19 protein-coding genes are annotated in these 25,027 nt (G+C 35.8%); 13 read left to right on the top strand and 6 right to left on the bottom strand.

Going from position 1 to position 25,027, the window contains the following annotated elements; all coding sequences use genetic code 11:
* Nucleotides 1-5 precede the first annotated feature (5 nt).
* From DZ858_RS10505 to DZ858_RS10455, 11 genes are all read left to right on the top strand, one after another.
* Nucleotides 6-2,495, top strand: coding sequence for a M14 family zinc carboxypeptidase (locus DZ858_RS10505; protein ID WP_117159623.1), 2,490 nt, complete (start codon nt 6-8; stop codon nt 2,493-2,495).
* Nucleotides 2,496-2,932: 437 nt separating this feature from the next.
* Nucleotides 2,933-3,736: an MBL fold metallo-hydrolase gene (locus DZ858_RS10500; RefSeq protein ID WP_117159622.1), complete on the top strand. Its 804-nt coding sequence runs from the start codon at nt 2,933-2,935 to the stop codon at nt 3,734-3,736.
* A gap of 60 nt (nt 3,737-3,796) precedes the next feature.
* Entirely contained in the window at nt 3,797-4,336 is a 540-nt protein-coding gene (locus tag DZ858_RS10495) for a helix-turn-helix domain-containing protein (RefSeq protein WP_117159621.1), read from the top strand.
* Nucleotides 4,337-4,452: 116 nt separating this feature from the next.
* Complete coding sequence (locus tag DZ858_RS10490; RefSeq protein ID WP_117159620.1) at nt 4,453-5,001, top strand: hypothetical protein; 549 nt, start codon at nt 4,453-4,455, stop codon at nt 4,999-5,001.
* 608 nt (nt 5,002-5,609) lie between these two features.
* Nucleotides 5,610-6,242: a hypothetical protein gene (locus DZ858_RS10485; RefSeq protein ID WP_117159619.1), complete on the top strand. Its 633-nt coding sequence runs from the start codon at nt 5,610-5,612 to the stop codon at nt 6,240-6,242.
* A 231-nt stretch (nt 6,243-6,473) separates the two neighbouring features.
* Entirely contained in the window at nt 6,474-10,160 is a 3,687-nt protein-coding gene (locus tag DZ858_RS10480; RefSeq protein ID WP_117159618.1) for a YobI family P-loop NTPase, read from the top strand.
* Between the two features lie 167 nt (nt 10,161-10,327).
* On the top strand, nt 10,328-11,836 hold the full coding sequence (locus DZ858_RS10475) for a S41 family peptidase (protein ID WP_239990770.1): 1,509 nt from the start codon (nt 10,328-10,330) through the stop codon (nt 11,834-11,836).
* Between the two features lie 163 nt (nt 11,837-11,999).
* A complete protein-coding gene (locus DZ858_RS10470; protein ID WP_117159617.1) occupies nt 12,000-12,218 on the top strand; it encodes a hypothetical protein in 219 nt (72 codons plus the stop codon).
* Between the two features lie 41 nt (nt 12,219-12,259).
* Nucleotides 12,260-12,850, top strand: coding sequence for an HD domain-containing protein (locus tag DZ858_RS10465; protein WP_117159616.1), 591 nt, complete (start codon nt 12,260-12,262; stop codon nt 12,848-12,850).
* A 36-nt stretch (nt 12,851-12,886) separates the two neighbouring features.
* The gene (locus DZ858_RS10460; RefSeq protein ID WP_117159615.1) at nt 12,887-13,279 is read left to right on the top strand and encodes a DUF1801 domain-containing protein; all 393 of its coding nucleotides are present in this window, start codon (nt 12,887-12,889) and stop codon (nt 13,277-13,279) included.
* Between the two features lies 1 nt (nt 13,280).
* Nucleotides 13,281-13,646 (top strand): DUF2200 domain-containing protein, encoded by a 366-nt coding sequence (locus DZ858_RS10455; protein ID WP_117159614.1) that lies wholly within the window; start codon nt 13,281-13,283, stop codon nt 13,644-13,646.
* 6 nt (nt 13,647-13,652) lie between these two features.
* Here DZ858_RS10455 and DZ858_RS10450 read toward each other — a convergent pair whose 3' ends face one another.
* Nucleotides 13,653-15,212 (bottom strand): NAD(P)/FAD-dependent oxidoreductase, encoded by a 1,560-nt coding sequence (locus tag DZ858_RS10450; RefSeq protein WP_117159613.1) that lies wholly within the window; start codon nt 15,210-15,212, stop codon nt 13,653-13,655.
* Between the two features lie 278 nt (nt 15,213-15,490).
* A complete protein-coding gene (locus DZ858_RS10445; RefSeq protein WP_117159612.1) occupies nt 15,491-15,916 on the bottom strand; it encodes a hypothetical protein in 426 nt (141 codons plus the stop codon).
* 124 nt (nt 15,917-16,040) lie between these two features.
* Between DZ858_RS10445 and DZ858_RS10440 the strand changes: the two genes are divergently transcribed.
* The gene (locus DZ858_RS10440; protein WP_117159611.1) at nt 16,041-18,584 is read left to right on the top strand and encodes a T9SS type A sorting domain-containing protein; all 2,544 of its coding nucleotides are present in this window, start codon (nt 16,041-16,043) and stop codon (nt 18,582-18,584) included.
* 219 nt (nt 18,585-18,803) lie between these two features.
* Here DZ858_RS10440 and ettA read toward each other — a convergent pair whose 3' ends face one another.
* The 3 genes from ettA to DZ858_RS15130 form a co-directional block, all read right to left on the bottom strand.
* Nucleotides 18,804-20,495 carry an energy-dependent translational throttle protein EttA gene (ettA, locus tag DZ858_RS10435; protein WP_117159610.1) on the bottom strand — a complete coding sequence of 564 codons (1,692 nt, stop codon included), beginning with the start codon at nt 20,493-20,495 and terminating at the stop codon, nt 18,804-18,806.
* 135 nt (nt 20,496-20,630) lie between these two features.
* Nucleotides 20,631-21,101, bottom strand: coding sequence for a DinB family protein (locus DZ858_RS10430; RefSeq protein WP_117159609.1), 471 nt, complete (start codon nt 21,099-21,101; stop codon nt 20,631-20,633).
* A 15-nt stretch (nt 21,102-21,116) separates the two neighbouring features.
* Nucleotides 21,117-21,293 carry a CAL67264 family membrane protein gene (locus tag DZ858_RS15130; RefSeq protein WP_239990798.1) on the bottom strand — a complete coding sequence of 59 codons (177 nt, stop codon included), beginning with the start codon at nt 21,291-21,293 and terminating at the stop codon, nt 21,117-21,119.
* A 177-nt stretch (nt 21,294-21,470) separates the two neighbouring features.
* Between DZ858_RS15130 and DZ858_RS10425 the strand changes: the two genes are divergently transcribed.
* Complete coding sequence (locus DZ858_RS10425) at nt 21,471-23,114, top strand: acyl-CoA carboxylase subunit beta (protein ID WP_117159608.1); 1,644 nt, start codon at nt 21,471-21,473, stop codon at nt 23,112-23,114.
* A gap of 79 nt (nt 23,115-23,193) precedes the next feature.
* On the opposite strand, the gene DZ858_RS10420 is transcribed toward DZ858_RS10425, so the two are convergent.
* Nucleotides 23,194-24,990 carry a vWA domain-containing protein gene (locus DZ858_RS10420; protein ID WP_117159607.1) on the bottom strand — a complete coding sequence of 599 codons (1,797 nt, stop codon included), beginning with the start codon at nt 24,988-24,990 and terminating at the stop codon, nt 23,194-23,196.
* Nucleotides 24,991-25,027 lie beyond the last annotated feature (37 nt).

Below are 25,027 nucleotides of genomic sequence, written 5' to 3'. Positions count from 1 at the left end.
AATTCATGACAACCCGTTTTACGCTCCTCTTTTTATTTCTTTCCGTTATATCATTTGCACAACTTCAATCCCCTGACGAGTTTTTAGATTATAAAATCGGCACTCAGTTTTCGCGACACGCAGATGTAGTTAATTACTTTGAACACGTAGCCGAGAATAGCAATATGGTTACCTACCAAACCTATGGTAAAACCAATGAGCGGAGATCGCTTACCTACGCTATTGTTTCTTCAGAAGAAAATATCAAGAATATTGAAACCATTAGAACTAACAATTTAAAGAGTATTGGGTTAGCAACTGGTTCTGCCACTCCTAAAACCGCTATCGTATGGTTTAGTTACAATGTTCACGGTAATGAAGCTTCCAGTACCGAAGCAGCAATAAACACCCTCTACAAATTAATTACCGAAAAACAAGATTGGTTACAAAACACCGTTGTTATAATCGATCCTTCTGTCAACCCTGATGGTCGTGATCGCTATGTGAATTGGTACAACCAAGTGAAGGCATCTCCATATAATGCCTCGCAAGAAGCAACCGAACACCATGAACCTTGGCCAGGTGGTCGTCCCAATCATTATCTTTTCGATTTAAACCGTGACTGGGCGTGGGCTTCTCAGGTAGAAAGCCGTCAGCGTCTTAAACTATACAATCAGTGGATGCCCCAGATACACGTAGATTTTCACGAACAAGGTATTAACAATCCGTATTATTTTGCTCCAGCAGCCGAACCGTTTCACGAAATTATCACTCCCTTTCAGCGAGATTTTCAAACACAGATTGGTAAAAATAATGCCAACTATTTTGATGAAAAAGGTTGGTTATTCTTCACCCGCGAACGGTTTGATTTATTATATCCTAGCTATGGAGACACCTACCCTATTTATATGGGAGCAATTGGTATGACCTATGAACAAGCCGGTCACGGATTTGCAGGTTTGGGCATTAATACCGATGAAGGTTTTGAGCTTACCCTAGAAGACCGTGTGGCTCACCATACCACTACAGGACTTTCTACCATAGAAGTAGCTTCTAACAATGCAGCTACATTGACTTCAGAGTTTAAAAAGTTTTTTTCCAATACCAATTCAAAATATAAAAGCTACGTACTATCTGGAAAGGCTGATAATATCCGTGCGTTGACTAATTTATTAGACATGCACCAAATACAATACGGATATACTAATAATGGCTCTGTTACGGGGTATAATTACGCCGATGCCAAGTCAGGCTCTATGAAGGCTGAAAACGCATTAGTAGTAAGCACTAACCAACCGAAAGGCAAAATGGTACAGGTATTATTTGAACCGAAAACAAAACTCTCCACACCTGTAACGTATGATATTACCGCGTGGAGTCTCCCGTATGCCTATGGTTTGGATGCCGTGGCGAGCACCTCGTTGGTGTCGGCTACCGCTAACCCGCCTGCCACTTTTAAAACCAATACTGTGGTTTCAAAAACTGCCGGTTATATTGCCAAGTGGAACAGTATGGACGATGCTACTTTTTTAGCTGATTTGCTGAAACACGACATCCGCGTACGTTTTTCAGAAAAGAAACTAAGTTTCAACGGAAATACCTTTGACCGTGGAAGTTTGGTAATTACCCGAAATGACAATAAAAGCAATACCGATTTTGATACCGCCGTTACCGAACTGGCCAACAAACACAAACGGGAACTGTACGCTTCAAGTACTAGTTTTGCCGATACAATGACCGATTTTGGTTCGCCAGACATAAAATTGATTAACAAGCAACGTATAGCCGTTTTACGAGGAGAAGGTACATCTTCGTTAAGCTATGGTGCTATTTGGCACTTTTTTGAAAAGCAATTGCAATACCCAATCACTTCAATTAACACCGATGATTTTGATGATATTAACCTACGCAATTATGATGTACTCGTAATGCCCGATGGTTGGTATGGTAGTATTTTAAATAATAGCACTTTTAAAAATTTAAAAGATTGGATTCGTAGTGGCGGTAAAGTTATTGCTATAGGTGACGCAGTAGACAGCTTTGAAGGAAAGGAAGATTTTGCCTTAAAGCTAAACAAAGAGAAAACAGAACAAGAAAGTATCGATGCAATCAAAAGCGATAATCTTACTCCATATGACCAACGGGAGCAGGAAAGCACAAAAAACATGATTACAGGAAGTATTTTTAAAGTCACCATGGATCCCTCCCACCCGATGGCTTTTGGATATGGCGACACCTATTTCAGTTTAAAATTAGGCAACACCTCTTATAGCTTTTTAGATTCTGGTTATAACGTTGGTTACTTGAAAGACGAAGCGATAAATGTTTCTGGCTTTGCTGGTGATGATGCCAAAAAAGGTTTAACCAACTCTTTGGTGTTTGGTGAAGACCGTTTAGGGCAAGGTTCGGTAATCTATTTGGTAGACGATGTGCTGTTCCGTTCGTTTTGGCAGAATGGGAAATTGTTGTTTGTAAACAGCTTGCTTTTTGTCAATAATAATGCTTTTACACTGTAAACTAAGCTCCAGTACTATCTTAGCATAATTTTCAGTTCATCGTATAAATATGTTTTGTCTATCTTTTTTGCATTGCCCAAAAAAGAAACAAAAAAGTCTAGGTTGACGAAACTTTATCTAAATTCATCACTCGGCCCCTAAATTTTAGGAACTCGCTTTAAAGAAATCGCTAGCATTAATAATTCTACCCGCTCAAACAGCCTAAAATTTTTAACGGTGCACTCATTTCAAATTTTACGATAAAGTTTCGATAGGCCAAAAAGGAAAGTTTTAAAACCAATCCTCTATAATTTTAAAAAATTGAATATTCAATAAGTATAGGGCTTCCTAAGAAAAAATTAAAAGTATTTAAAACGCCATTCACCAAACTCTTAAAATAGTGTAAAACAGTCTTTAAAAGTAGACGTTTTATAGTACCTTCGGAAAAAAGAGACATTATGAAACGTATATTTTTACTTACCCTAACGGTGCTGTTTTTTACAGGCTGTAACAATTCAGAAAAAAAGAAAACGAAAGAAGCTTCCTTGACTGCGGAAGTGGAACAACCAGAAACGATGGATGAACCGGCTTCTGAAGATTTTATAGACATCACCCCTATTGAGCACGCCACGATGGTATTGCAATGGGATGATACCGTACTCTATGTAGACCCAGTTGGTGGTGCCGAAGCATTTAAAGGCCAGCCAGAACCTAATATGATTTTGGTAACCGATATCCATGGCGACCATTTAAATATTGAAACCCTACAAGCAGTAGCAACCGAAAACACCATACTTATCGCACCACAAGCCGTGCATGATAAACTACCAAAAACATTACAAGATAACGTGCAAGTAATGAATAATGGAGAGAGTGCCATCCATAGCGATATTGCTATTGAAGCGATGCCGATGTACAACCTGCGCGAAGAAGCCCTAAAATTTCATGAAAAAGGACGCGGTAATGGGTATATACTTGAAAAAGATAATCAGCGTGTTTATATTTCTGGCGATACGGAAGACATCCCAGAAATGCGCAACCTAACCGATATTGATATTGCCTTTGTATGTATGAATTTACCCTACACCATGCCGGTTGACAAGGCCGCTGAAGCCGTGTTAGCTTTTAAACCCAATGTTGTATACCCTTATCACTTTAGAGGTACAGAAGGTTTAAGCGATGTAAGTAAGTTTAAAGATTTGGTAAACAAAGGAGACACCTCCATTACTGTAAATCAATTAGATTGGTACCCTAAACAATAAAAAATAGACTAGTTTTATATCAAAACCATTACTTTCGTGATGGTTTTGATATTTTAAACAATGGCCAAACTAACCCAATACCGAGAACAGCAAAACTTGACCCAAGAAGAATTGGCTGAAAAAGCTGGAGTTTCGGTACGTACCATTCAACGCATAGAGGCTGGTGCCACCCCCAAAGGTTATACCTTAAAAACACTCGCTTCGGTATTGAGAATACCCGAATCATCCTTACGGGAAGATACCCCAGCAGAAAACTTCCCTACCCCACATATGGTTAAAATCATCAACCTATCGTCCTTGTCGTTTCTTATTCTTCCGTTTGGAAATATTATTGTACCACTCGTTATAATGTACCTTAAAAAAGAAGTGAACACACTTACCAAGCAACTTGTTTCTATTCAAATCCTATGGACGGTTGTAGTATGCTTATTGATGATTGCGAGTCCGTTTCTTATCGACTGGCTTTCGCTACCCAAACAAGCTATTATTTTTATACTGCTGGGAGCGATGGTCGTTAATCTTATCATTATCCTTCTAAATGCAAGGGAAATCCATAGCCGCAACAAGCTCTATTGTAAGTTACCCTTCAGTTTTTTATAGCCCTGTCAGGATAGTGTCGGGTTATTGTCGGGTCGCTTTTCAATTGTTTTTCTGAAATTTTAATGATTATTGTTCTTTAGTTTAATCATAACCCCCAAGCGGATCATTTTTATTCTATGGGCAAGACCGACATTACTTTTAAATACGTGCTAGCTACGTTTGTTGCTGTCTTATTTACATGGCTGTTGCATGAGTTTGCGCACTGGTGCACTGCTGAAGCATTAGGCTATACCGCTTTTATGAGCCTTAACGGCACTTCATTTGCTACCCATGAAAACCTAACAGATCTGCATCACACCCTTATTTCAGCTGCCGGGCCTATTATTACTTTATTACAAGCCGTAGTGGTTTTTCTCTTTTTGAAATATAACCGCTGGAATGGCTACCTCTACCCCTTGTTATTTACTGCGTTTTATATGCGGCTGTTGGCCGGTGGTATGAATGCCATCAATCCAAATGATGAAGGTCGCATCGGTCAGTTTTTAGGATGGGGCACCTATACCATACCTGTATTGGTTAGTGTCTTTTTATTGTATTTGCTGTACCACATTACCAAGCAATACTCCCTTTCTTGGAAGTTTCAAGCCACCACGCTCTTACTTATTATGGCTTTTAGCTCTCTTCTTATCCTTCTTGATCAATTTTTGGGTATTCAATTGCTGTAAAAGCCGAGTGTTTTCCTGCCTTTATATTAGTTTGCTTCGGGATTTGTTCGTAAAACGTCGTTTTTTGGAAAATAACCCATACCCATTCCCGAAGGATCCCCGAAGGAAGCCCGAACAAAACCCCTAAAATTTGGGGTGAAGTCTGCAACCGTTGTCAACTAAATGCAAATGAATGCAACGGCCGTCATTTACTATTATACGACTGCAACAGATAGCAGACTTGGTTAAGGGTCGTCAAACGCCGTCATTTGGTGTCAATTAGTTATAGGATATTAAAAGTTTTAATGGGTTGTTGTAGCTTTGGTAGTGTGGGTTACTAGGGTTTGGCAATTAGATTGTTGGAACATTGGGTTATCGGATGATTAATAAATGAGGTGTTTTGGGATGACAAGAACCAAGAGACAAGAAGCAAGACCCAAGAGTCAGGGCACAAGGGTATGATTTTATGGTTTGGGTTTTTTGAGTATATTTGAAGGGTACTCCCCTTTTTGATTTATTAAATAAGAATATATAAAAAGCACAAAACCTACTCATAGCATGCCAAATATGCTTGATAAGAGTATAAAAGGTGTTTATATAAACAAGTTACCACACATTTGAGAAAAACTATGCGAAAAATTATATTTCTGATTTTGATTTTACAATCCTCACTGACTTATTCTCAAATACAGCAATACTTTTTCGTTGATGACGCGGAAGTTGTTGAATATCTATATGTGAAAATTTGTATTGGAGAAAACGGAGAAACAACTTCTGTAACTGAAATTCCAGAAAGAACGACATATAAAAACAAAGAAGTAATCCAACAAATTATAGATTACCGAAAAGAAATTGATTTTTTAAAAGGAAGTAAATACAGTAATAAATGTTTTGACTATCCATTCACAATCGTGAATTCAAAATATCAGTCAATGGAAATGCTCAATACAGATTGCGTTGCTGATTTTGGAAAAGGAAAATACAGGTATATAAATCCTGAATATCAAGACGTGAAAATAAAAAGACGTAAAAGAAAACAAATTGAGAAGACAAAAGACTCTAAATCGGTTTACGAAATTGAGTGGATTTCACCTTGTAATTACGTTCTGACTTATTTAAGAGTTTCTAAACCAGAATATGAATACCTTATTGGACAAAAAATAGATGTAAAAATAATTGACGTTCTCGAAAATGGAAATTACGTCTATTATTCAAATTTATCGGACAGAACATATGGATTTGGAGAAATGAAAAAACTGTAAAAAACGTGTGGTAACAATGTATATAAAAAATAGCGCAAGTCATAGCTAGCACTATGGTTTTGGCATTTTTGGAAAGTCGCCAAATTTTTAAATTTGACGATTTCCAATAAAAAAGATAAATAGTAAAATGTAAAAATCTGGCTTGTGGCTCAACCGAAAAGTAACAGCTTATTTTCAGCGCTACTTTTCATATACGGAGCCGTTAGGCACAATTATGAGAAAAATTCAATTATGAAAAAAAAACTACTTGATTTCTTATTAATTGCTTCAAAAAAAATTGAAAAATTACATTTTAAATTATCTGAAAAAAATACAGAAGAATTAGATTATTCATCTCTTTCTCCAATTTCTAATGGAGACAAAGAAGGTCATTACTCAAAAGCTCTACAATGGGCACTTGAAAATCGTGAAAAAGAGGATATAAAAAACATTGCCCTTACAGGGTCTTATGGCTCTGGTAAAAGTACAATTCTGAAGACTTTCCAAAAAAACTACAAAGGAACTGAATTAGAATTTCTAAATATTTCTTTAGCAACATTTAAAGAGGAAAAACCAAAATATAATGAACAAGGACACCTTATTGAAAAAGATAAAGAAGAACTTTTACGGCTTATAGAAACAAGCATTTTACAACAAATTTTTTATCACGAAGAAGATAAAAATATACCTGATTCAAGATTTAAAAAAATTAAAAGTTATGGTGCTAAAAAATTGTTTTTAACCTCCCTTGGTATTTTAATATTTATAATAGCCTTACTAAATTATTTTTACCCTTATCTCATCCAAAGTGTTTTTAAAGATAATCCTTTAAGTGATTTTACTTGTGATGCTTTACATTATGGTAGTATAGCAATAATTTTAATTGGTATATTCTTTATCACATATAAATCAATTAGAATTATTAGTTCTATAACAATTAATAAACTTAAGTTTCATAATGCTGAAATAGGAATTGGAGAAAGTATAAACAAGTCTATATTGAACCATCACTTAGATGAAATCCTTTATTTCTTTACAATAAGACCTTATAATGTAGTAATCATTGAAGACCTTGACCGTTTTGAAGAAACCGAAATTTTCACAAAGCTTAGGGAGATTAACCTTCTACTCAACAACTCTGAAAAAACTAAAAAGAAAAATATCACATTTATTTATGCTGTAAGAGACGATATGTTTTCAGACAATGAGAGAATTAAATTTTTTGATTTCATAATTCCCGTTATTCCAGTAATTAATTCATCAAATTCGAGTGAAATTTTAAGACAAAAAAAGAAAAAATATATTTATGATTTAACAGATGCTTTTATAGAAGACATATCTTTTTTTATTGATGATATGCGCTTACTTCATAATATCACTAATGAATTTTATTTATACAAAACGAAACAAGGTGAGACACCCTTAAATCAAGATAAATTATTCGCAATTATTACTTATAAAAATAAATACCCGAATGACTTTGTTTCATTAAGCAAAAATGAAGGTAGTTTATACAGTATTCTAAACTCAAAATCAAAATATATAAATCAAGAAATAAAACGAATAGAAAAAGATATAACTACTTTAAAAGATGAAATTAAAAACCTGGATTTAATTAATTTTAAAAACACAAATGAACTTCGACAATTATATATCATTCGAGTTATGGAAACATTAGACAACTTTAATAATTTTATCATTAACAAAGAACCTATTACACTTAATGATTTATTAAAAGATGAAAACTTTGAATACTTAAAAAGTAATGATTTATTTTATAAATCATCTTTCCATAATAGAAGTTACAATAGAACTGATTATCCAATTAAAAAAGTAGAAATTTTATTTTCTGAAATTGAAAAAAAGGTTGATTCGAAAAAATCTTATAATGTTAAGGAACAAGAGATTATTGATTTTAAATCAATTAAATCAAATTCTACAAGAAAAGAAATACAAGAACTGGAGAGGCAAAAAATTAAGATTAGAAATTTAAAAATCTCTGAATTATTACAATCAAATGAAAAAATTGATTTAAATATAAATGAAAATTTAGATGCAGATTTCATTACAACTATAATTAGAAATGGATATATCTCGGAAGATTATATTGATTACATTTCTTTATTTCACGAAGGTAGTATTACAAGAAATGATCATAAATTCATTATCAATGTAAGAAATAAACAAAAATTAGAATTTGACTATAAACTTTCAAAAATTGACAAAGTAATTCCAAAAATAAGTCCAATTGATTTTAACTCTGAATTTATCTTGAATTATGACTTGTTAGACTTCTTACTTAAAAACCATAGAAATAATAAGGTTCCTTTAGACTATGTTTTTACAAAGTTAAAAGATGAATCCTCTACTTCTACTCTATTTATAAACGGCTTTGTTGATATAACAGAGAATTTAAATCTATTTATTAAAACGCTATGCGAGTATTGGATTGGTATTTGGGAATATTATGTGAATGATGTTGCGTTTTCTGATGAACAATTAAATACTATATTAAAATACATCATAGAATATGCAGAAATTGAATCTATTATTAAAATAGAAAAACAATCTAATCTCAAAAATTATCTAACAAAAGATTCTGAAATTTTAAACATCACATCTAACAATGATAAACTAATAAATATCATCTCTGATTTAGAACTAAAATTTATTGACTTAGACTTTAAGAATTCCCCAGAGAACATTTTAGAGTTTATTTACGAGAATAATCATTATGAGATAAACGAAAAAATGGTTAGTGAAATTATAAAAAAATATGGTGAATTCGAACAAGTAAGCTTTGATAATTCTAATTATTCTTCAATTAAAAACTCAAATTCGAATAGCCTTATTAACTACATAGAAGACTACATAAATGACTACATAACGAATATTTACTTAAAGCTTGATACGAATATTAATGAGGAACAAAAATCGTATTTAGAACTATTAAACCACTCTGATTTAAGTTTAAAACTAAAAAAAGAAGTCATTAAAAAAGTAGCAACAAAAATATCTGATATTTCAATTATTGAGGAAGCTAATTTGTTGCCATATATTATCGAAAATAATAAGATAGAACCTAAATGGGAAAACTTATTGTTCTTTTTCAAAGAATCCGAAAATAAAATATTAGAATCATCTATTGGCTTTATTAATAATATTGAAAACGCGAACGAATTAGCAAAAGTAAAAATGGCAACTAAATTTAATGATGAAAACATTTTTGGTGTATTCTGCAAAGCATTAATGCAATCAAACAAAATTAATAATGAGTCATTTGATTTAATTACAAATTCAATACCTTTCTGGTATAGCGACTTAGACATTGCAAATCTTGATGAAGAAAAAGTTCATTCATTAATAAATAATAGAGTAATTAGTCCAACGATTAAAAGTTTTGAAAGCTTAAAGGAAAACTATGAAAAGTTAAATATTAAATTATTAGAAAAGCACAAAGCTAAATTTATTGAAAAAATTGAGGAACTAATTTTAGATGCAAATGATGTAGAACTAATTTTAAAATCAAAAAAATTAAACAATATAGAAAAACTTAAGTTTTTAGAATCTTGTTCTAATGATACTATTTTATCAAAATCCGAAAATTTGAAGTCAATAAGTCAACTTATATTAAATGACAGTTCATTTCGTGTAAATGAGTTACTTTTCAAAGCTTTAATCATAGACCAAAGTGTATCGATTGTAAATAGAATTAAATTATTCAACAAGAATCTTTTTAGCGTTGACGAAACTTTCATAGAAAAATTCTTAATTAACTTAGCTAGTAATTATGAAAAAATTACAAATAAAAATAAAAAGGCAAAAATTAAAGACAATCCTGACAACAGAGAACTATTGACAAATTTGAAACGAAAAGATTACATTTCAAGTTTTTCTGTTGGAATATTTGGTTTAAGAGTTAATCATAAAAGAAAATAACTGTGCCTAACAACGTATCCTATGAAAAGCACTAGTTCAGTTTTTTAAAATTAGTATTTTATTTTTGAAATCAAACTCACACCGACTTTATATTTCTCCATAAAAGCAGAAAGGATTGTGTATATTTATTCAGCAACTCTTGTGCAAACTCTAAAAAAATTTAGCTGATGAAGTTGAAAATCTTGATTACAGTTCTATTCAGCCTATGGGCTATCGCTTTACAAGCACAGCATAATTTCCTGACCAAAAAACAGATAAACGAAGACATTGAATTTCTGACAAGCACCCTAAATGATAAATCGTCTTATACCTACTTAAACGGGTATAATTTTAATACCGATTTTGAAAACTATCTAAAAACAATAGGTGACACTACAAAACTTGAAGATTTTGGTCTGTTTATTACAAAAACCTTGGCCAAAATTGGCGATAGACATTCTTCATTAACTACTATAAGAGGGTATAGTTTAAATGAATCTCTTTTTCTACCCTATATGTACGCACCACACAATGGAAAAGTAGTCGTTTTAAATTTAAACCAGAACAAAGAATTTAAAATACTAAACCCCAAATTTCCTTATCTCAAAAAAATCGATGGGATGGAAATTAAGGATTTCTTACAAAAAACACGACCCGAAGATATAGAGGCACCTGAAGAAACGTACTTTACCATGGCTGTTAGAGATATTCGGGATATTCAGAAAAATTATACGATTCTCAACAAACCATTGCCCAAACAAGTTAAATTAACGCTTTCGGATGTTGCATTTAAAAAAGATACAACAATTTTGGTATCACCTGTTGATAGGTCAAATAGGTTACGCCCTTGGGATGAAAAGTTTGAAAGTAAATACGTTCTTGTAGACGACGAAGAATACAATAAGCCCGAGATAATAAAACAACTTTTTAAGATTAAAGATAGCATTGCATACATCAAGATTCCTGCTATGTCTAGTAAAGGTGAAGCTCCTCTTCTTTTTGATGAGCTTAATTCTTTTATGAAATCTATCCGCAATGACAGCAAAGCCCTAATTATTGATGTAAGAAGCAACAGTGGCGGAACTAGAGATTTAATATATGAATTCGCCAACTATTTAGTGCATCCCGATTCTGTATATGTTGTAAACGCTACAAAACAAAGAGCAACAGTTCCATTACTAGAAGAATATATAGAGCGTTTACACGGCAGGTTTTTGTTTTCCTATTCTGAATTAACGAAACGAGAGCAAGCAAGCGTAGATACATTTTTGAAAACATTTAAACCAATGTACGAGTTGGACGATAAAAAATTCAGCGAGTATTATTTTGGTTTATTTAACGGACAAAAATTATCTGAACAATCTTTCTACTACAACAAGCCTGTTTACATTTTAGCCAACGAAAAAACGTTCAGTGCAGCGTCAGTTTTTGTTTCTGTTTTCAAGGGAATTCCTAACATACAAATTGTTGGCGTAACAACAGATGGCTCCAGTGGAAATAGCGAATGGTTTGATTTGCCAAATTCAGAGTTATTTGGAAAAATAAGCACCATGGTTTCGTTTCAAAAAAACGGAAAAATTTTTGACGGATATGGAACAGAACCCGACATAAAGATTGAAAGAGATATGAATCAAATTTTATGGAAGTCTGACACACAACTTAAAAAATTAAAAAGTTTGATACGTACTGAAGATTAAAAATTACACATAACTCACTAAAATAACTGCTGTATTCATTATTGAAACTCACACAGACTTTATATTTCTCCATTGAAGCGAGAAGGTTTGTTTATATTTAACCCATAACTAATGCTATACGTATAGCAACACTTAAAAATAGATACACTAAAAACCCGAACGCATGGAAAATATTTGGATACTAGCAATAGCGCTTTTTTTAGGAATCACTTTTCTTTTTTGGAGGACGACAAGGGCTCATTTCAGAAAAGAATCGGGTAATAAAACGTGGAACCAATGGGGAACGAGAACCTTTTATTGGCAAGGTGCTATATTCGTGGGTGTAGGAGGCACATTTTTTATACTATACCTTTTAAAATGGACCCATGTGTTGACTTTTTAAAAAACCAAAAAACCGCTGGCAATAATTAAAAAAATCTGAAAATGATCTCAGAAAACTTAGTAAAACAAATAACCTTCATTAAGGAAATAGATAAGATAAAATACATTCAAAGACGCACAAAACTGTTTAATAGCGACAGACGTGAAAACGATGCGGAACACAGTTGGCATTTGGCAATGATAGCGATTGTTTTAAGTGAACATTCCAATGATGATATTGACTTGTTAAAGGTTATTAAAATGGTTTTAATCCACGATATTGTTGAGATTGATGCTGGCGACACTTTTATATATGACCAAACTAAAAATCACGAGAACACCACAGAAGAAAAAAAATGTGCGGAACGTATTTTTGGAATGCTACCCGAAAAACAAGCGGAGGAATATCTACAAATTTGGATGGAATTTGAAGACGGTATTTCTAATGAAGCTAAGTTTGCAAAATCAATGGATAGATTGGAACCTTTGTTGCAAAACGCTTCCAACAACGGCGGAACATGGAAAGAGTTTGGAGTGAAGTATGAGACCGTTTACGGGAAACAAAAGACAATTAAAAAAGGTTCAACAACACTATGGGGTTATGCTAAAGACCTTATAGAGGACAGTGTTGACAAAGGGATTTTAGAAAAATAGAATAATTACCGACAATATGGAGAAAACAAGCTACCTATGAAGCCAGACATTCAATCTTATAACAACCAGCAAACACCAACTGACAAAGAGATTTGTGACCTACTCGCTACAACCATTAATAGTAAATTAGCTGAAGCTGAAAGCAAAATATGGCACGCCCACCCGGTTTGGTTTTTAAATGACAACCCTATTGTGGGATATAGCAAATTAAAGGACTGTGTTCGATTGATGTTTTGGAGCGGGGCAGGTTTTGAAGAAGAAAAGCTTAAAACCGGTACGGGTAAATTTAAAGATGCCTCTATTCGATACACGGCAATAGATCAGATAAAGCTGACCGATATAAAAAGATGGTTAAAAAAGTCTAGAGCGATACAATGGGACTATAAAAACGTTGTAAAAAGAAAAGGCGAATTAATACGATTGAAATAACATGAAAACAACACCCAAACACAACGAACGAATAGCAACTATGACTTTTGCCTCGGTTTATCCACACTACATCACCAAAGTGGAACGTAAAGGCAGAACAAAAAAAGAGCTACACCAAGTAATAGCGTGGTTGACGGGTTTTAACGAACAGGATCTGCAAAAATTGATTGATGAAAAAGTGAGCTTTAAAACCTTCTTTGAAAAAGCAACTCTAAACCCAAATGCTCCTAAAATAACCGGTGTTATTTGCGGCTATAGAATAGAAGAAATTGAAAACCCACTCACCAAACAGGTGCGGTACCTAGACAAATTGGTTGACGAATTAGCAAAAGGTAAAAAGATGGACAAGATTTTGCGAGAAGGATAACAAAGCTTATTTCTCAGCATATTTCTTAGCAATCGCATCCACACAATTAATCCCATCGATAGCGGCCGAGATAATGCCACCTGCATAACCGGCTCCTTCCCCACAAGGATAAAGCCCTTTTATTTCAACATGTTCTAACGTCTCTGGGTTGCGCGGAATAGAAACGGGAGAAGACGTTCGGCTTTCTGGAGCATGTAACACAGCTTCATTGGTATAATACCCTTTCATTTTTCTACCAAAAGACACAAAGGCTTTTCGTAATCTTTTAGAAATTAAAGGTGGTAAAACAAGATTGAGGTCTGCTCCTACAATTCCGGGTAAGTAAGATGTCTTCGGAAAATCGGTAGACAATCGTCCTTCCACAAAATCAATCATACGTTGCGCGGGAACTTGCTGCGTTTTTCCAGCAGCTTCCCAACAAGATTTTTCAACAGATTTTTGAAAGTTCAAACAAACAAAAGGATCATCTGGAGTATAATTTGGGAGATCTTGAGGCGCTATGCTAACCACAATACCTGAATTGGCATACGGATTATTGCGTTTACTGGGGCTCCAACCGTTTGTAACCACCTCATCCTGCTGGGTTGCACAAGGGGCAATAATCCCGCCCGGACACATACAAAACGAATACACCCCTAAACCATCTACCTGCTCTACAAGCGCGTAGGAAGCCGGTGGTAAATACGGATTATCGTTATCTCCATGATATTGAATGTGATCTATTAACTCTTGCGGATGCTCTACACGAACGCCCAAAGCAAAAGGCTTGGCTTCAATTTTAATCTGTTTGTTATGCAAAAGATGAAAAATATCTCGAGCAGAATGCCCTGTAGAAAGCACAACATCATTAAAAGAATGCCAATTTGTTTCATTAATTTGAAGTCCGGTTATTCGATTTTCTTTTAGTTTTAAATCGGTTAGCTTGGAGTTAAAATGAACCTCTCCTCCATATTCCAGAATAGCTTCTCGCATGGAGGTTATAATTTGAGGTAATTTATTAGTACCAATATGCGGATGCGCATCTACCAGAATATCAGGATCTGCTCCAAAATGAACAAACCATTCCATCGCTTTTAAAACATTACCCTTTTTTTTAGAGCGCGTATATAATTTCCCATCAGAGTACGTACCGGCTCCTCCTTCGCCAAAGCAATAATTAGACTCTGGATTTACCGTTTGTTCCTTATTTATTTTTGCCAAATCGCGACGTCTGGAACGCACATCTTTTCCACGTTCAAAAACAATAGGTTTTATTCCGGCTTCAAGAGCTCGCAAAGCAGCATACAGACCTGCTGGACCTGCACCAATAATAGCAATTTCTCTTTTTTTGGAAATTTCTTGGGGTATAAAAGCAGGGATTATTTCGCGCGTATCTGAATGTTGCCATAATTCAATTTGCAGATTAAGCTTTACCGTTTTATTTCTGGCATCTATTGAACGTTTTCGTATGCGCCAATCTTTAATTTCATTTTTCCGAAGCTTTGCTTTTTCCAACGCTAACTCTAGCAGGTAAGCTTCATCTTCTTGTTGCCGCGGCAAAACTCTTATTTGTACCAATATGCTCATGTGCTGTCAAAGATACTTTAAAACCTGAAATTCAAGAGATTTATTTAAATAGGTGCTTCAATTAAAAAAAGAGTATCCATTTCCGTTTTTCGGTGTTTATTTATTCAATCACCTCTTAGAATAGACTATGCGCAATAAGCAGCTACAACAAAATCTGCTATAGCCTAATTTCTAGTTATTAGATGTACTGATTCCTAGAAAAGAAAACATATTAAACTTAGCATCGAGATGCATAATAAATGGATTAAGAAGAAAAGATATGAGAAAAGACTTCTCTTCTACTCCCGCTCACATAAAATACCCCAAATAGTAATCGCCTGCTCATCAGTATTTACTTTCACGGTATTCTCACTAAGTACTTCCACCTCATTAGGGTTGTTGTATTGGGCGTCAAATAGAGCGGTGGCATCAAAACCATTGCTTAAAAACTGTAATGTTTTCCAATTTCCCTCCGCAGTGTAGGTTCCTTTCTCGGAACGTACTACTGGTTTGTCATCAGTTTCCGGTTGAGGGATACTTTTAAAATTCAGCTGGAAGGTATTATTTTTAAAAAATAGCAACGAAATAGCTGCTACGCCATTTCCTAAACTTTTATAGGCAACAGTCTGCTCGGTACCTAGGGTCACCTCAGCAATTTGTTTTTTACTGCCACAAGCTGTAAAAAGGGATAGTACGATTATTACTAGCAAATACTTTTTAAACATAAGGTCGGTTTGTTGATAGATACTTCATTTTACATATTAAACTAAAAGTCACATATCGGGTTTAACAATATAATAGGCTAATTTATAGTATTTTTAAAAGAATTTAGAATTTTACCTACTACTTATGAAAACTTTTTACTTCCTATTACTAGTTGCTATTAGCTCTATACTTACTTATATTTTGGTCTTTTCAGAAACAGAACCAGAAGCCCGTGTAAACGAAACGGAAGCTTATTTTGAAGAATACCCCAGCGACTGGATGTATTACCAACGTGCCTATCCTGATAATTATATAGATGTTTCGGCCTTACAAAAAGCTAAAACACGTGTAAAGTCTATTGTAAATAATAGAAATCAAAACGGAAGTGATTGGACATTGGCAGGCCCTTTAAATACTGGCGGTAGAATAACCGATGTAGCTATTTCACCAGATAGTGACGATGTACTTTATGTTGCCGCAGCCACTGGAGGCATTTTTAAAACAACTGATCAAGGTGCTAATTGGACACCTATTTTTGATGAAGTAGGCCCTATGTCCATTGGTGATCTTGCCATCGCCCCTTCTAATGCTGATATTATATATGTAGGAACCGGAGAAGCAAACGGAAGCTCCAACTCAGGTGCGTTTTTTGGAGACGGTATCTATCGCTCTAATGATGCGGGTGCCACTTGGAGTAACATTGGTCTTGCGGAGAGTCAGCATATTGGACGTATCGCTGTGGACCCTACCAATCCTGATCGTCTTTTTGTAGCTGCTACCGGAACATTATACGGTCATAATCCAGAACGCGGTGTCTACCGTACTACCAATGGCGGGACAGATTGGGAGCAAGTATTACACGTAACGGATTCTACTGCTGCTATTGATGTAGCGATGAACCCCCAAAATACCGATATACTGTATGCCGCTATGTGGGAACGTACTCGCCAACCGTGGCAACGGGATTATGCAGGAGTTACCTCAGTTATCCACCGTTCTATGGATGGAGGTGATACTTGGGAAGAACTGGGAGCTAGCAATGGTTTACCTGCTGCCTCTACACAAACTGGGCGTATTGGCTTGGCTGTATCGGCTTCAGACCCATCAACCTTATATGCTCGTTTTACTACCGATGAAATAACCAACGAGTTTAATGGTTTGTATAAATCTACCGACAATGGAGATACGTGGAACCTAGTTACTTTAGGTGCTTTAACAGGTATTGATTCCAGTTTTGGATGGTACTTTGGAAACGTTCGTATAGACCCTACCGATCCCGAAACAGTTTGGGTGATCGGTTTTCAGTTAGCCAGAAGTAATAACAGCGGTGATAGTTGGAGTAACATAAGTGGGATGCACGTAGATCACCACGCCTTAGAATATTCTACCAATAACAATGATTTTCTCTTAGCAGGAAACGATGGTGGGGCTTATATTTCACAGAATGGTGGAAATAATTGGACGAAATTTGAAAACCTACCCATTACGCAGTTTTACAATATCGAAGTAGATAATTTAGCACCACAAAATCTATATGGTGGTACTCAAGATAACAATACTATTAGAACCACAACTGCGAGCACTGATGACTGGGAAGCAGTTTGGGGAGGTGATGGTTTTCACGTAGGGATTGACCCTGTAGACAATAATTATATTTATGTAGAATCGCAATACGGAAATTTAGGACGTTCTACTAATGGTGGCGCCACCTTTTCAGGGGCAACTAGTGGTATTAGTGGCAGCGACCGAAACAATTGGAACACGCCAGTAGTAATTTCGCCTTTTAATACGGAAATGGTGTACTACGGAACCCAACGTTTATATTCATCAACACACGCAGAATTTTGGTCACCAATAAGTCCAGACCTTACTAATGGACAGCACCCGAGTGGTTCGCTTACCTACGGAACCCTGACTGCAATTGCTCCTTCATATTTAAATCTAGAAACAATTTATACAGGTAGCGATGATGGAAACGTGAACGTAACGTTTGATGGGGGCGACACGTGGGAAAATATAAGTGCTAGCCTTCCAGACCGGTATGTGACTTCAGTAGCTATTTCGCCTAGTGATGATATGGTAGCGTATGTAACCTTTTCAGGTTATAATCGTTTGGATTATACACCACACGTATTTAAAACGGAAGACGGCGGACAAAATTGGGTTGATATTTCAGGAAATTTACCCGAAATACCTGTTAATGATCTTATAATAACAGCAGATGAAAGCCTCTTGTTTGTAGCGACCGACGTCAATGTTTGGTATTCTGAAAACAATGGCGCTAATTGGACGGTATTAGGAAACGAATTGCCTATGACACTTACCCGTGACTTAAAAATGCACGAACCCACCCAAACTTTATACGCAGGAACGTATGGGCGGTCTATTCACAGTTATGATATTAGCACCATTGTATTAGGAACTGAAAATTTCACTACTACGGAAGAAGAAGTAACACTCTACCCTGTTCCTGCTACTACAGAACTGAATATACGTCATTCGTTAACCAGCGAGGGAACTATAACGGTGTATGATAACACAGGTCGAAGCGTGAAAAATCTGTTTTCAGGTTCTTTAGAAGCATCAAGCCAACAATCCTTTTCAATTGCTGATTTACCTTCTGGAATTTATTTTATTCGAATTGTTTCAAAAGGAAATACTATTTCAAAACAATTTGTGGTGAAGTAAAACAAAGTTACAGATGTCTGGTTGAACGCCCACCAGAATGGAAAACACTTTCGGGCTAGCAGTCGAAACCTATTAAAAAATCAATATGGAGTTCTTGACTATAGTTCATCTTACATAGCTACTTGCCTATTGGTAACATTTAGCAGAAAAAAGAAGGGTTCAAACAAACTATAAAAATAATTTGTTTGAACCCTTTTGTATACAGAAAAACTATCCAGATTATCGAATTAACTTCTTGTATTTGATTCGTTTTGGCATTACATCGCCACCCAAACGTTTCTTTTTGTTTTCTTCATAATCACTAAAGCCACCTTCAAAGAAGTACACTTCACTGTTCCCTTCAAACGCCAAGATATGCGTACAAACACGATCTAAGAACCAACGGTCGTGAGAGATTACTACCGCACAGCCGGCAAAATTTTCCAAACCTTCTTCTAAAGCTCGTAAGGTATTTACATCTAAGTCGTTTGTTGGCTCATCGAGCAAGAGTACGTTCCCTTCTTCTTTTAGGGTCATGGCTAAATGCAAACGGTTACGCTCCCCACCGGATAGTTTGGAAACAGTTTTGTTCTGTTCGCTACCGCTAAAGTTAAAACGACTTAAGTACGCACGGCTATTCACTTGCTTTCCACCCATCATCACCAATTCTTGTCCATCACTAAAGTTTTGCCAGATGCTCTTCTCAGGATTAATATTGGAATGCGACTGGTCTACATAAGCGATTTTTGCTGTCTCCCCTACTTCAAAAGAACCTTTATCGGGCTCTATTTCGTCCATAATCATTTTAAAGATGGTCGTTTTACCAGCACCGTTAGGTCCGATAATCCCTACAATACCAGCTTGTGGTAATTTGAAGTTAAGATTGTCGTATAATAATTTATCATCAAATGCTTTTGAAACGCCTTTGGCTTCAATCACATTCGTTCCTAAACGAGGACCGTTAGGAATGTAAATCTCTAACTTATCTTCGAGTTTACTTTGATCTTGGCTCATCAACTTATCATAGTTGTTCAAACGGGCTTTTTGTTTAGACTGACGTCCTTTCGGAGCCATCTTTACCCATTCTAGCTCGCGTTCTAGTGTTTTTTGGCGTTTGCTAGCTTGTTTTTGTTCTTGCGCCATCCGCTTGGACTTCTGATCTAACCAAGACGAATAGTTTCCTTTCCATGGAATACCTTCACCACGGTCTAATTCTAATATCCAACCGGCTACGTTATCCAAGAAATATCTATCGTGTGTTACGGCAATTACCGTCCCTTTATATTGTGCTAAGTGGTGTTCTAACCAGTGTACACTTTCTGCATCTAAGTGGTTGGTAGGCTCATCGAGCAATAGAACGTCGGGCTGTTGTAACAACAGACGGCATAACGCAACTCGACGACGCTCCCCACCAGAAAGAACACTTATCTTTTTATCTTTCTCAGGCGTACGCAAGGCATCCATCGCTATTTCTAATTTAGTGTCCAACTCCCAAGCGTTCGTGGCATCAATTTTATCTTGTAGCTTGGCTTGTTTATCCATTAGCTCCTGCATTTTATCTGCATCTTCATAGACTTCCGGTAAACCGAACATATCGTTGATCTTGTTATACTCATCTAAGACATCAACCACTTCCTTTACACCTTCTTTCACTACTTCCATCACGGTTTTCTCTTCGTCCAGTTCAGGTTCTTGTTCTAGCATCCCTACACTATAATTAGGAGCGAAAACAACATCACCTTGATAATTCTGGTCTTTCCCAGCGATAATCTTTAATAAGGTAGATTTACCACTTCCGTTTAATCCCAAAATACCAATCTTGGCGCCGTAGAAAAAGCTTAAATAAATGTTTTTAAGCACCGGTGTTTGAGCGCTTGGAAACGTCTTGGTTACACCAGACATGGAGAAAATTACTTTTTTATCGTCAGACATAAAAAATTTATTTTTTATTTCCGCAAGGGCGAAAATCTTAGTTTCTATTATTATTTGATGTCGGAGGCTTCGATACGTTTCTTGTTCCTCGAAACACTCAGTCACCTTTGGTTTGTTATTAATGTAATGGCACTACTATTTGTGTAGGCCTAATAATCGTAATATTATCACGAGTTGTCCTGTATGGTAAGCGGCATGCTCTATGACCAAAAGGATTTCCCGAAATAGGGTTTGGTTTTCCCCAGTGGGAACTATTTCCGTAAGGTATTTATTTTCTACTAGCTGTTCTAGTTCTTTTCTATCCTGTAGATAGTCTTCTTGCAATTGTTGCCAATCGGTTTTACTTTTTGGCGCTTGTTGTTTCGGCCAATAATCATCTGGCCAATTTGGTGTTGTGTATGCTTCAGAAACACAAAAATTTAAAATATCCTTCTGTGCATAGGTAATGTGGTAAAACAGCTCATAAAAAGAATACGGCAGATTATAGGGCCGCGCTCCTACTTCTTCAAAAGGAATTTCTGAAAACATATCCGTTAAGGGCATAAAAGCCTTCCCACCGGCAAGGTGATTTTGCAGTACAGTACGAATGGTATTTTCTGAAATCATATATTTATTGAGTGGTTATACCCTTCCTTTTAGGGCATTAAATACCCAAGCAATCGCAAAAAAGCCAATCCCTACAGAAGCAAAGCCCCATCCGGCTACATCGTCATATCTAAAAGCACCCATTGCTATTAAAGCAACGCCTACTACAATCATTATAAAAGTGGCCCACGCCAATACGGTATTCTTATTCATCATAAAATTTTCATTCTTAAAATGCGTCTTCGTACTAAATTTAATAAAAATATTAAATACAATTAGACACGGGTTTGCCTTAACTTATTAGCAGAGACAAATATCGGGAATAAAATAGAGATTTGCCGTACCAAAATGTCATAGTTTCGTATTTTTGGGGAAATTGCAACGACAACTATGGATATGACCTTTAATAAAAACGAAGACCACAACAAACTATCAGTTTCTGATCTTAAAAAGAAACTTGCCAAAGTTAAATTGGGCGGTGGTGAAAAACGAATAGAAAAACACCACGCCAAAGGTAAAATGACAGCTCGCGAACGTGTTGATTATCTACTTGATTCAAAAAAACCTAGTATTGAAATCGGTGCTTTTGCCGGCGACGGAATGTACGAAGAGCACGGCGGTTGCCCAAGTGGCGGCGTTGTTGTCAAAATTGGCTATGTAAAAGGCAAACAGTGTATTGTTGTTGCAAACGATGCGACGGTAAAAGCAGGGGCTTGGTTTCCTATTACTGCTAAAAAGAATCTACGAGCGCAGGAAATTTCCATTGAAAACAAACTGCCTATTATTTATTTAGTGGACAGTGCCGGTGTGTATTTGCCGATGCAAGATGAAATTTTTCCTGATAAGGAGCACTTCGGAAGAATTTTTAGAAACAATGCTGTGATGAGCAGTATGGGGATTACTCAAATAGCTGCGGTAATGGGAAGCTGTGTTGCCGGAGGTGCCTATTTACCAATTATGAGCGATGAAGCAATAATAGTTGACAAAACAGGAAGTATTTTTCTCGCCGGAAGTTATTTGGTAAAAGCTGCCATTGGTGAAAGCATTGAGAATGAAGATTTAGGAGGTGCGACCACGCATTCTGAAGTTAGCGGTGTAACTGATTATAAAGCTGAAGACGATAAAGATGCGTTAAACAAAATACAGAATATTGTTTCAAAAATAGGCGATTTTGACAAAGCTGGGTTTAATAGAGATAAAGCGGCGAAACCAAAAGAAGACCCAAAAGAAATCTATGGAATACTACCAAAATCACGTGCCGAACAATATGATATGCGTGAAATAATACATCGCTTGGTGGATGATAGTGATTTCGAGGAATACAAAAAAGGCTACGGTCAAACTATTTTAACTGGGTACGCTCGTATTGACGGTTGGGCAGTTGGTATTGTTGCCAATCAACGAAAACTAGTAAAAACTACGAAAGCTAAAACCAAGCCTAGCGAAATGCAATTTGGCGGTGTAATCTATAGTGATAGTGCCGATAAAGCCACGCGCTTTATAGCGAACTGTAACCAGAAAAAAATCCCATTGGTGTTTTTACAAGATGTTACCGGGTTTATGGTCGGCAGTAAAAGTGAGCACGGCGGTATTATTAAGGATGGCGCCAAAATGGTAAATGCCGTTAGTAATAGTGTCGTACCAAAATTCACCATTGTTATTGGAAACAGTTATGGTGCTGGTAATTATGCTATGTGCGGGAAAGCATATGACCCTCGATTAATTGCTGCTTGGCCTAGTGCAGAACTAGCCGTAATGAGTGGAAATAGTGCGGCTAAAGTATTATTACAGATTGAAACTGCTTCTTTGAAAAAGAAAGGAGAGAAAATTACTCCAGAAGTAGAAAAAGAACTCTTCGATAAGATTAAAAAAAGTTACGACGAGCAGATTTCTCCATATTACGCTGCTTCAAGAATTTGGACTGATGCTGTAATCGACCCACTTGATACCCGAAAATGGATTAGTATGGGAATTGAAGCTGCAAACCATGCTCCTATTGAAAAGAAATTTAATATGGGGGTTTTGCAGGTGTAAGGTAATCTTGATAAAATTAAAGAACAAAAGGAGCAGTTAACTGCTCCTTTTGTTTTAAACACTATTTATTTCAAAAGAATTATTTATAACTTTTTACCAATCTAATAAACTCAGCTCGGTATCCTTCTTTGTCTTTTCCTCTACCAGCTTCAGCTAAACGAATAACCTCTTCTCTACTTTTAGTTGAAATAAACTCAGAATCACGAAGCTGTTGTCCAAATAAGGCTACGGCTGCAGAAAATTGAAAATCACTTGAGGTTCTTTTAATATCAGTATTACTATCTTTCAACGTTTTGACAATCAGTTTACTTTTTTCTCCATCTGGTTCTTTATATCTAAACTTTACTGTAAGCAACTCATCTGTTTTAGAAGCATTCTTGTTATTGGTATACTTTAACTCGTCAATATTTTTTAAATAGTCACTTTTCACTCCTACTGGAATCAGTTCATATAAAGCGGTTACGGTATGACCGCTACCTAATTCGCCGGCATCTTTGGTATCGTCATTAAAATCTTCATCGTTTAAGAGTCTATTTTCATATCCTATCAATCGATACGCTTGTACTTTTTTAGGGTTGAACTCTACTTGCAGTTTTACATCTTTTGCTATGGTGTAAATGGTTCCGAAGAATTCTGTCCCCAACACTTTCTTGGCTTCCTGCATGGTATCGATATAGGCGTGGTTTCCGTTGCCTTTATCGGCTAAGGTTTCCATTTTGGAATCTTTATAATTTCCCATACCAAAACCGAGACATGTTAAAAACACTCCACTTTCTCGCTTTTCTGCAATTAAATCTTCCATTGCTCTGTCACTCGATGCACCTACATTAAAATCACCATCGGTAGCAAGAATCACACGGTTATTGCCGTCTTTTATAAAATTCTCTTCCGCTATTTTATACGCTAATTTAATACCTTGTCCTCCAGCTGTAGAACCTCCAGCACTTAACTTGTCAATAGCTTGCATTATTTTTTCCTTGTTATTACCAGCTGTAGGTTCCAAGACCGTTCCTGCAGCTCCTGCATACACAACGATGCTCACTTTGTCTTCTTCTCGAAGATTATCAACTAGTACGCCCAAGGCTGATTTTAACAACCCCAATTTGTTTTCAGAATTCATAGAACCCGATACATCCAGTAAAAACACTAAGTTGCTCGCTGGTGTATTTTCAGTCGCAATATCTTTTCCTTTTAAACCAATTTTTACCAATTTAGTTCCTTTATTCCAAGGGGAGTTGGCTACTTCGGTGATAATGGAAAAAGGTTCGTTACGTTTAGGTTGCGGATAATCGTAGCTAAAGTAATTAATCATTTCTTCAATCTTAACAGCATCCTTTGGTATTTTTTGACCGTTGTTTATCATCCGGCGAATGTTACTATACCCAGCTTTATCCACATCAATTGAAAAAGTAGATAGTGGTGAAGTTGTCACCATTTTAAAAATGTTCTCTTCAATCTTATCGTATGATTCATTGTTGGAAACTTGATTGTTTACAGGGTATGAAGCTCGTGGAATTGAGACACCAGACACTTTTGATCTCATAACTTGACTTGCGTCATAAGCAGTCACAACAACTGACTCTAGTTGTGCTCCAGTGTTCATCTGCACATTAATAGGTTTTTTGTCTTTTACCTTTCGTTCTACGGTTTCGTACCCCACATAGCTAAACTTCAATTTCTGTCCTATTTTAGCTTTTAATTCATACTTTCCATTAAAATCTGTTTGTGTTCCGTTACTAGATCCCATTATCAATACGTTTACTCCTACTAATGGAAGTTTACTCTCATCAGTTACTGTTCCGGTTACGGTGATTTCTTGAGCTTCTAGTGCAATTGTAGCAAAAAAAGCAAAAATAAGGGTAGCAAATATTTTCATAATGAATTGGTTTTAAGAGTGATTTGTTATTCTTAGT

The organism is Marixanthomonas ophiurae (assembly GCF_003413745.1).
In the GTDB taxonomy this organism is placed as follows: Bacteria; Bacteroidota; Bacteroidia; order Flavobacteriales; family Flavobacteriaceae; genus Marixanthomonas; species Marixanthomonas ophiurae.
The sequence above is the reverse complement of the archived record's forward strand: the minus strand, read 5'-3'. Positions and strand labels throughout refer to the sequence as shown.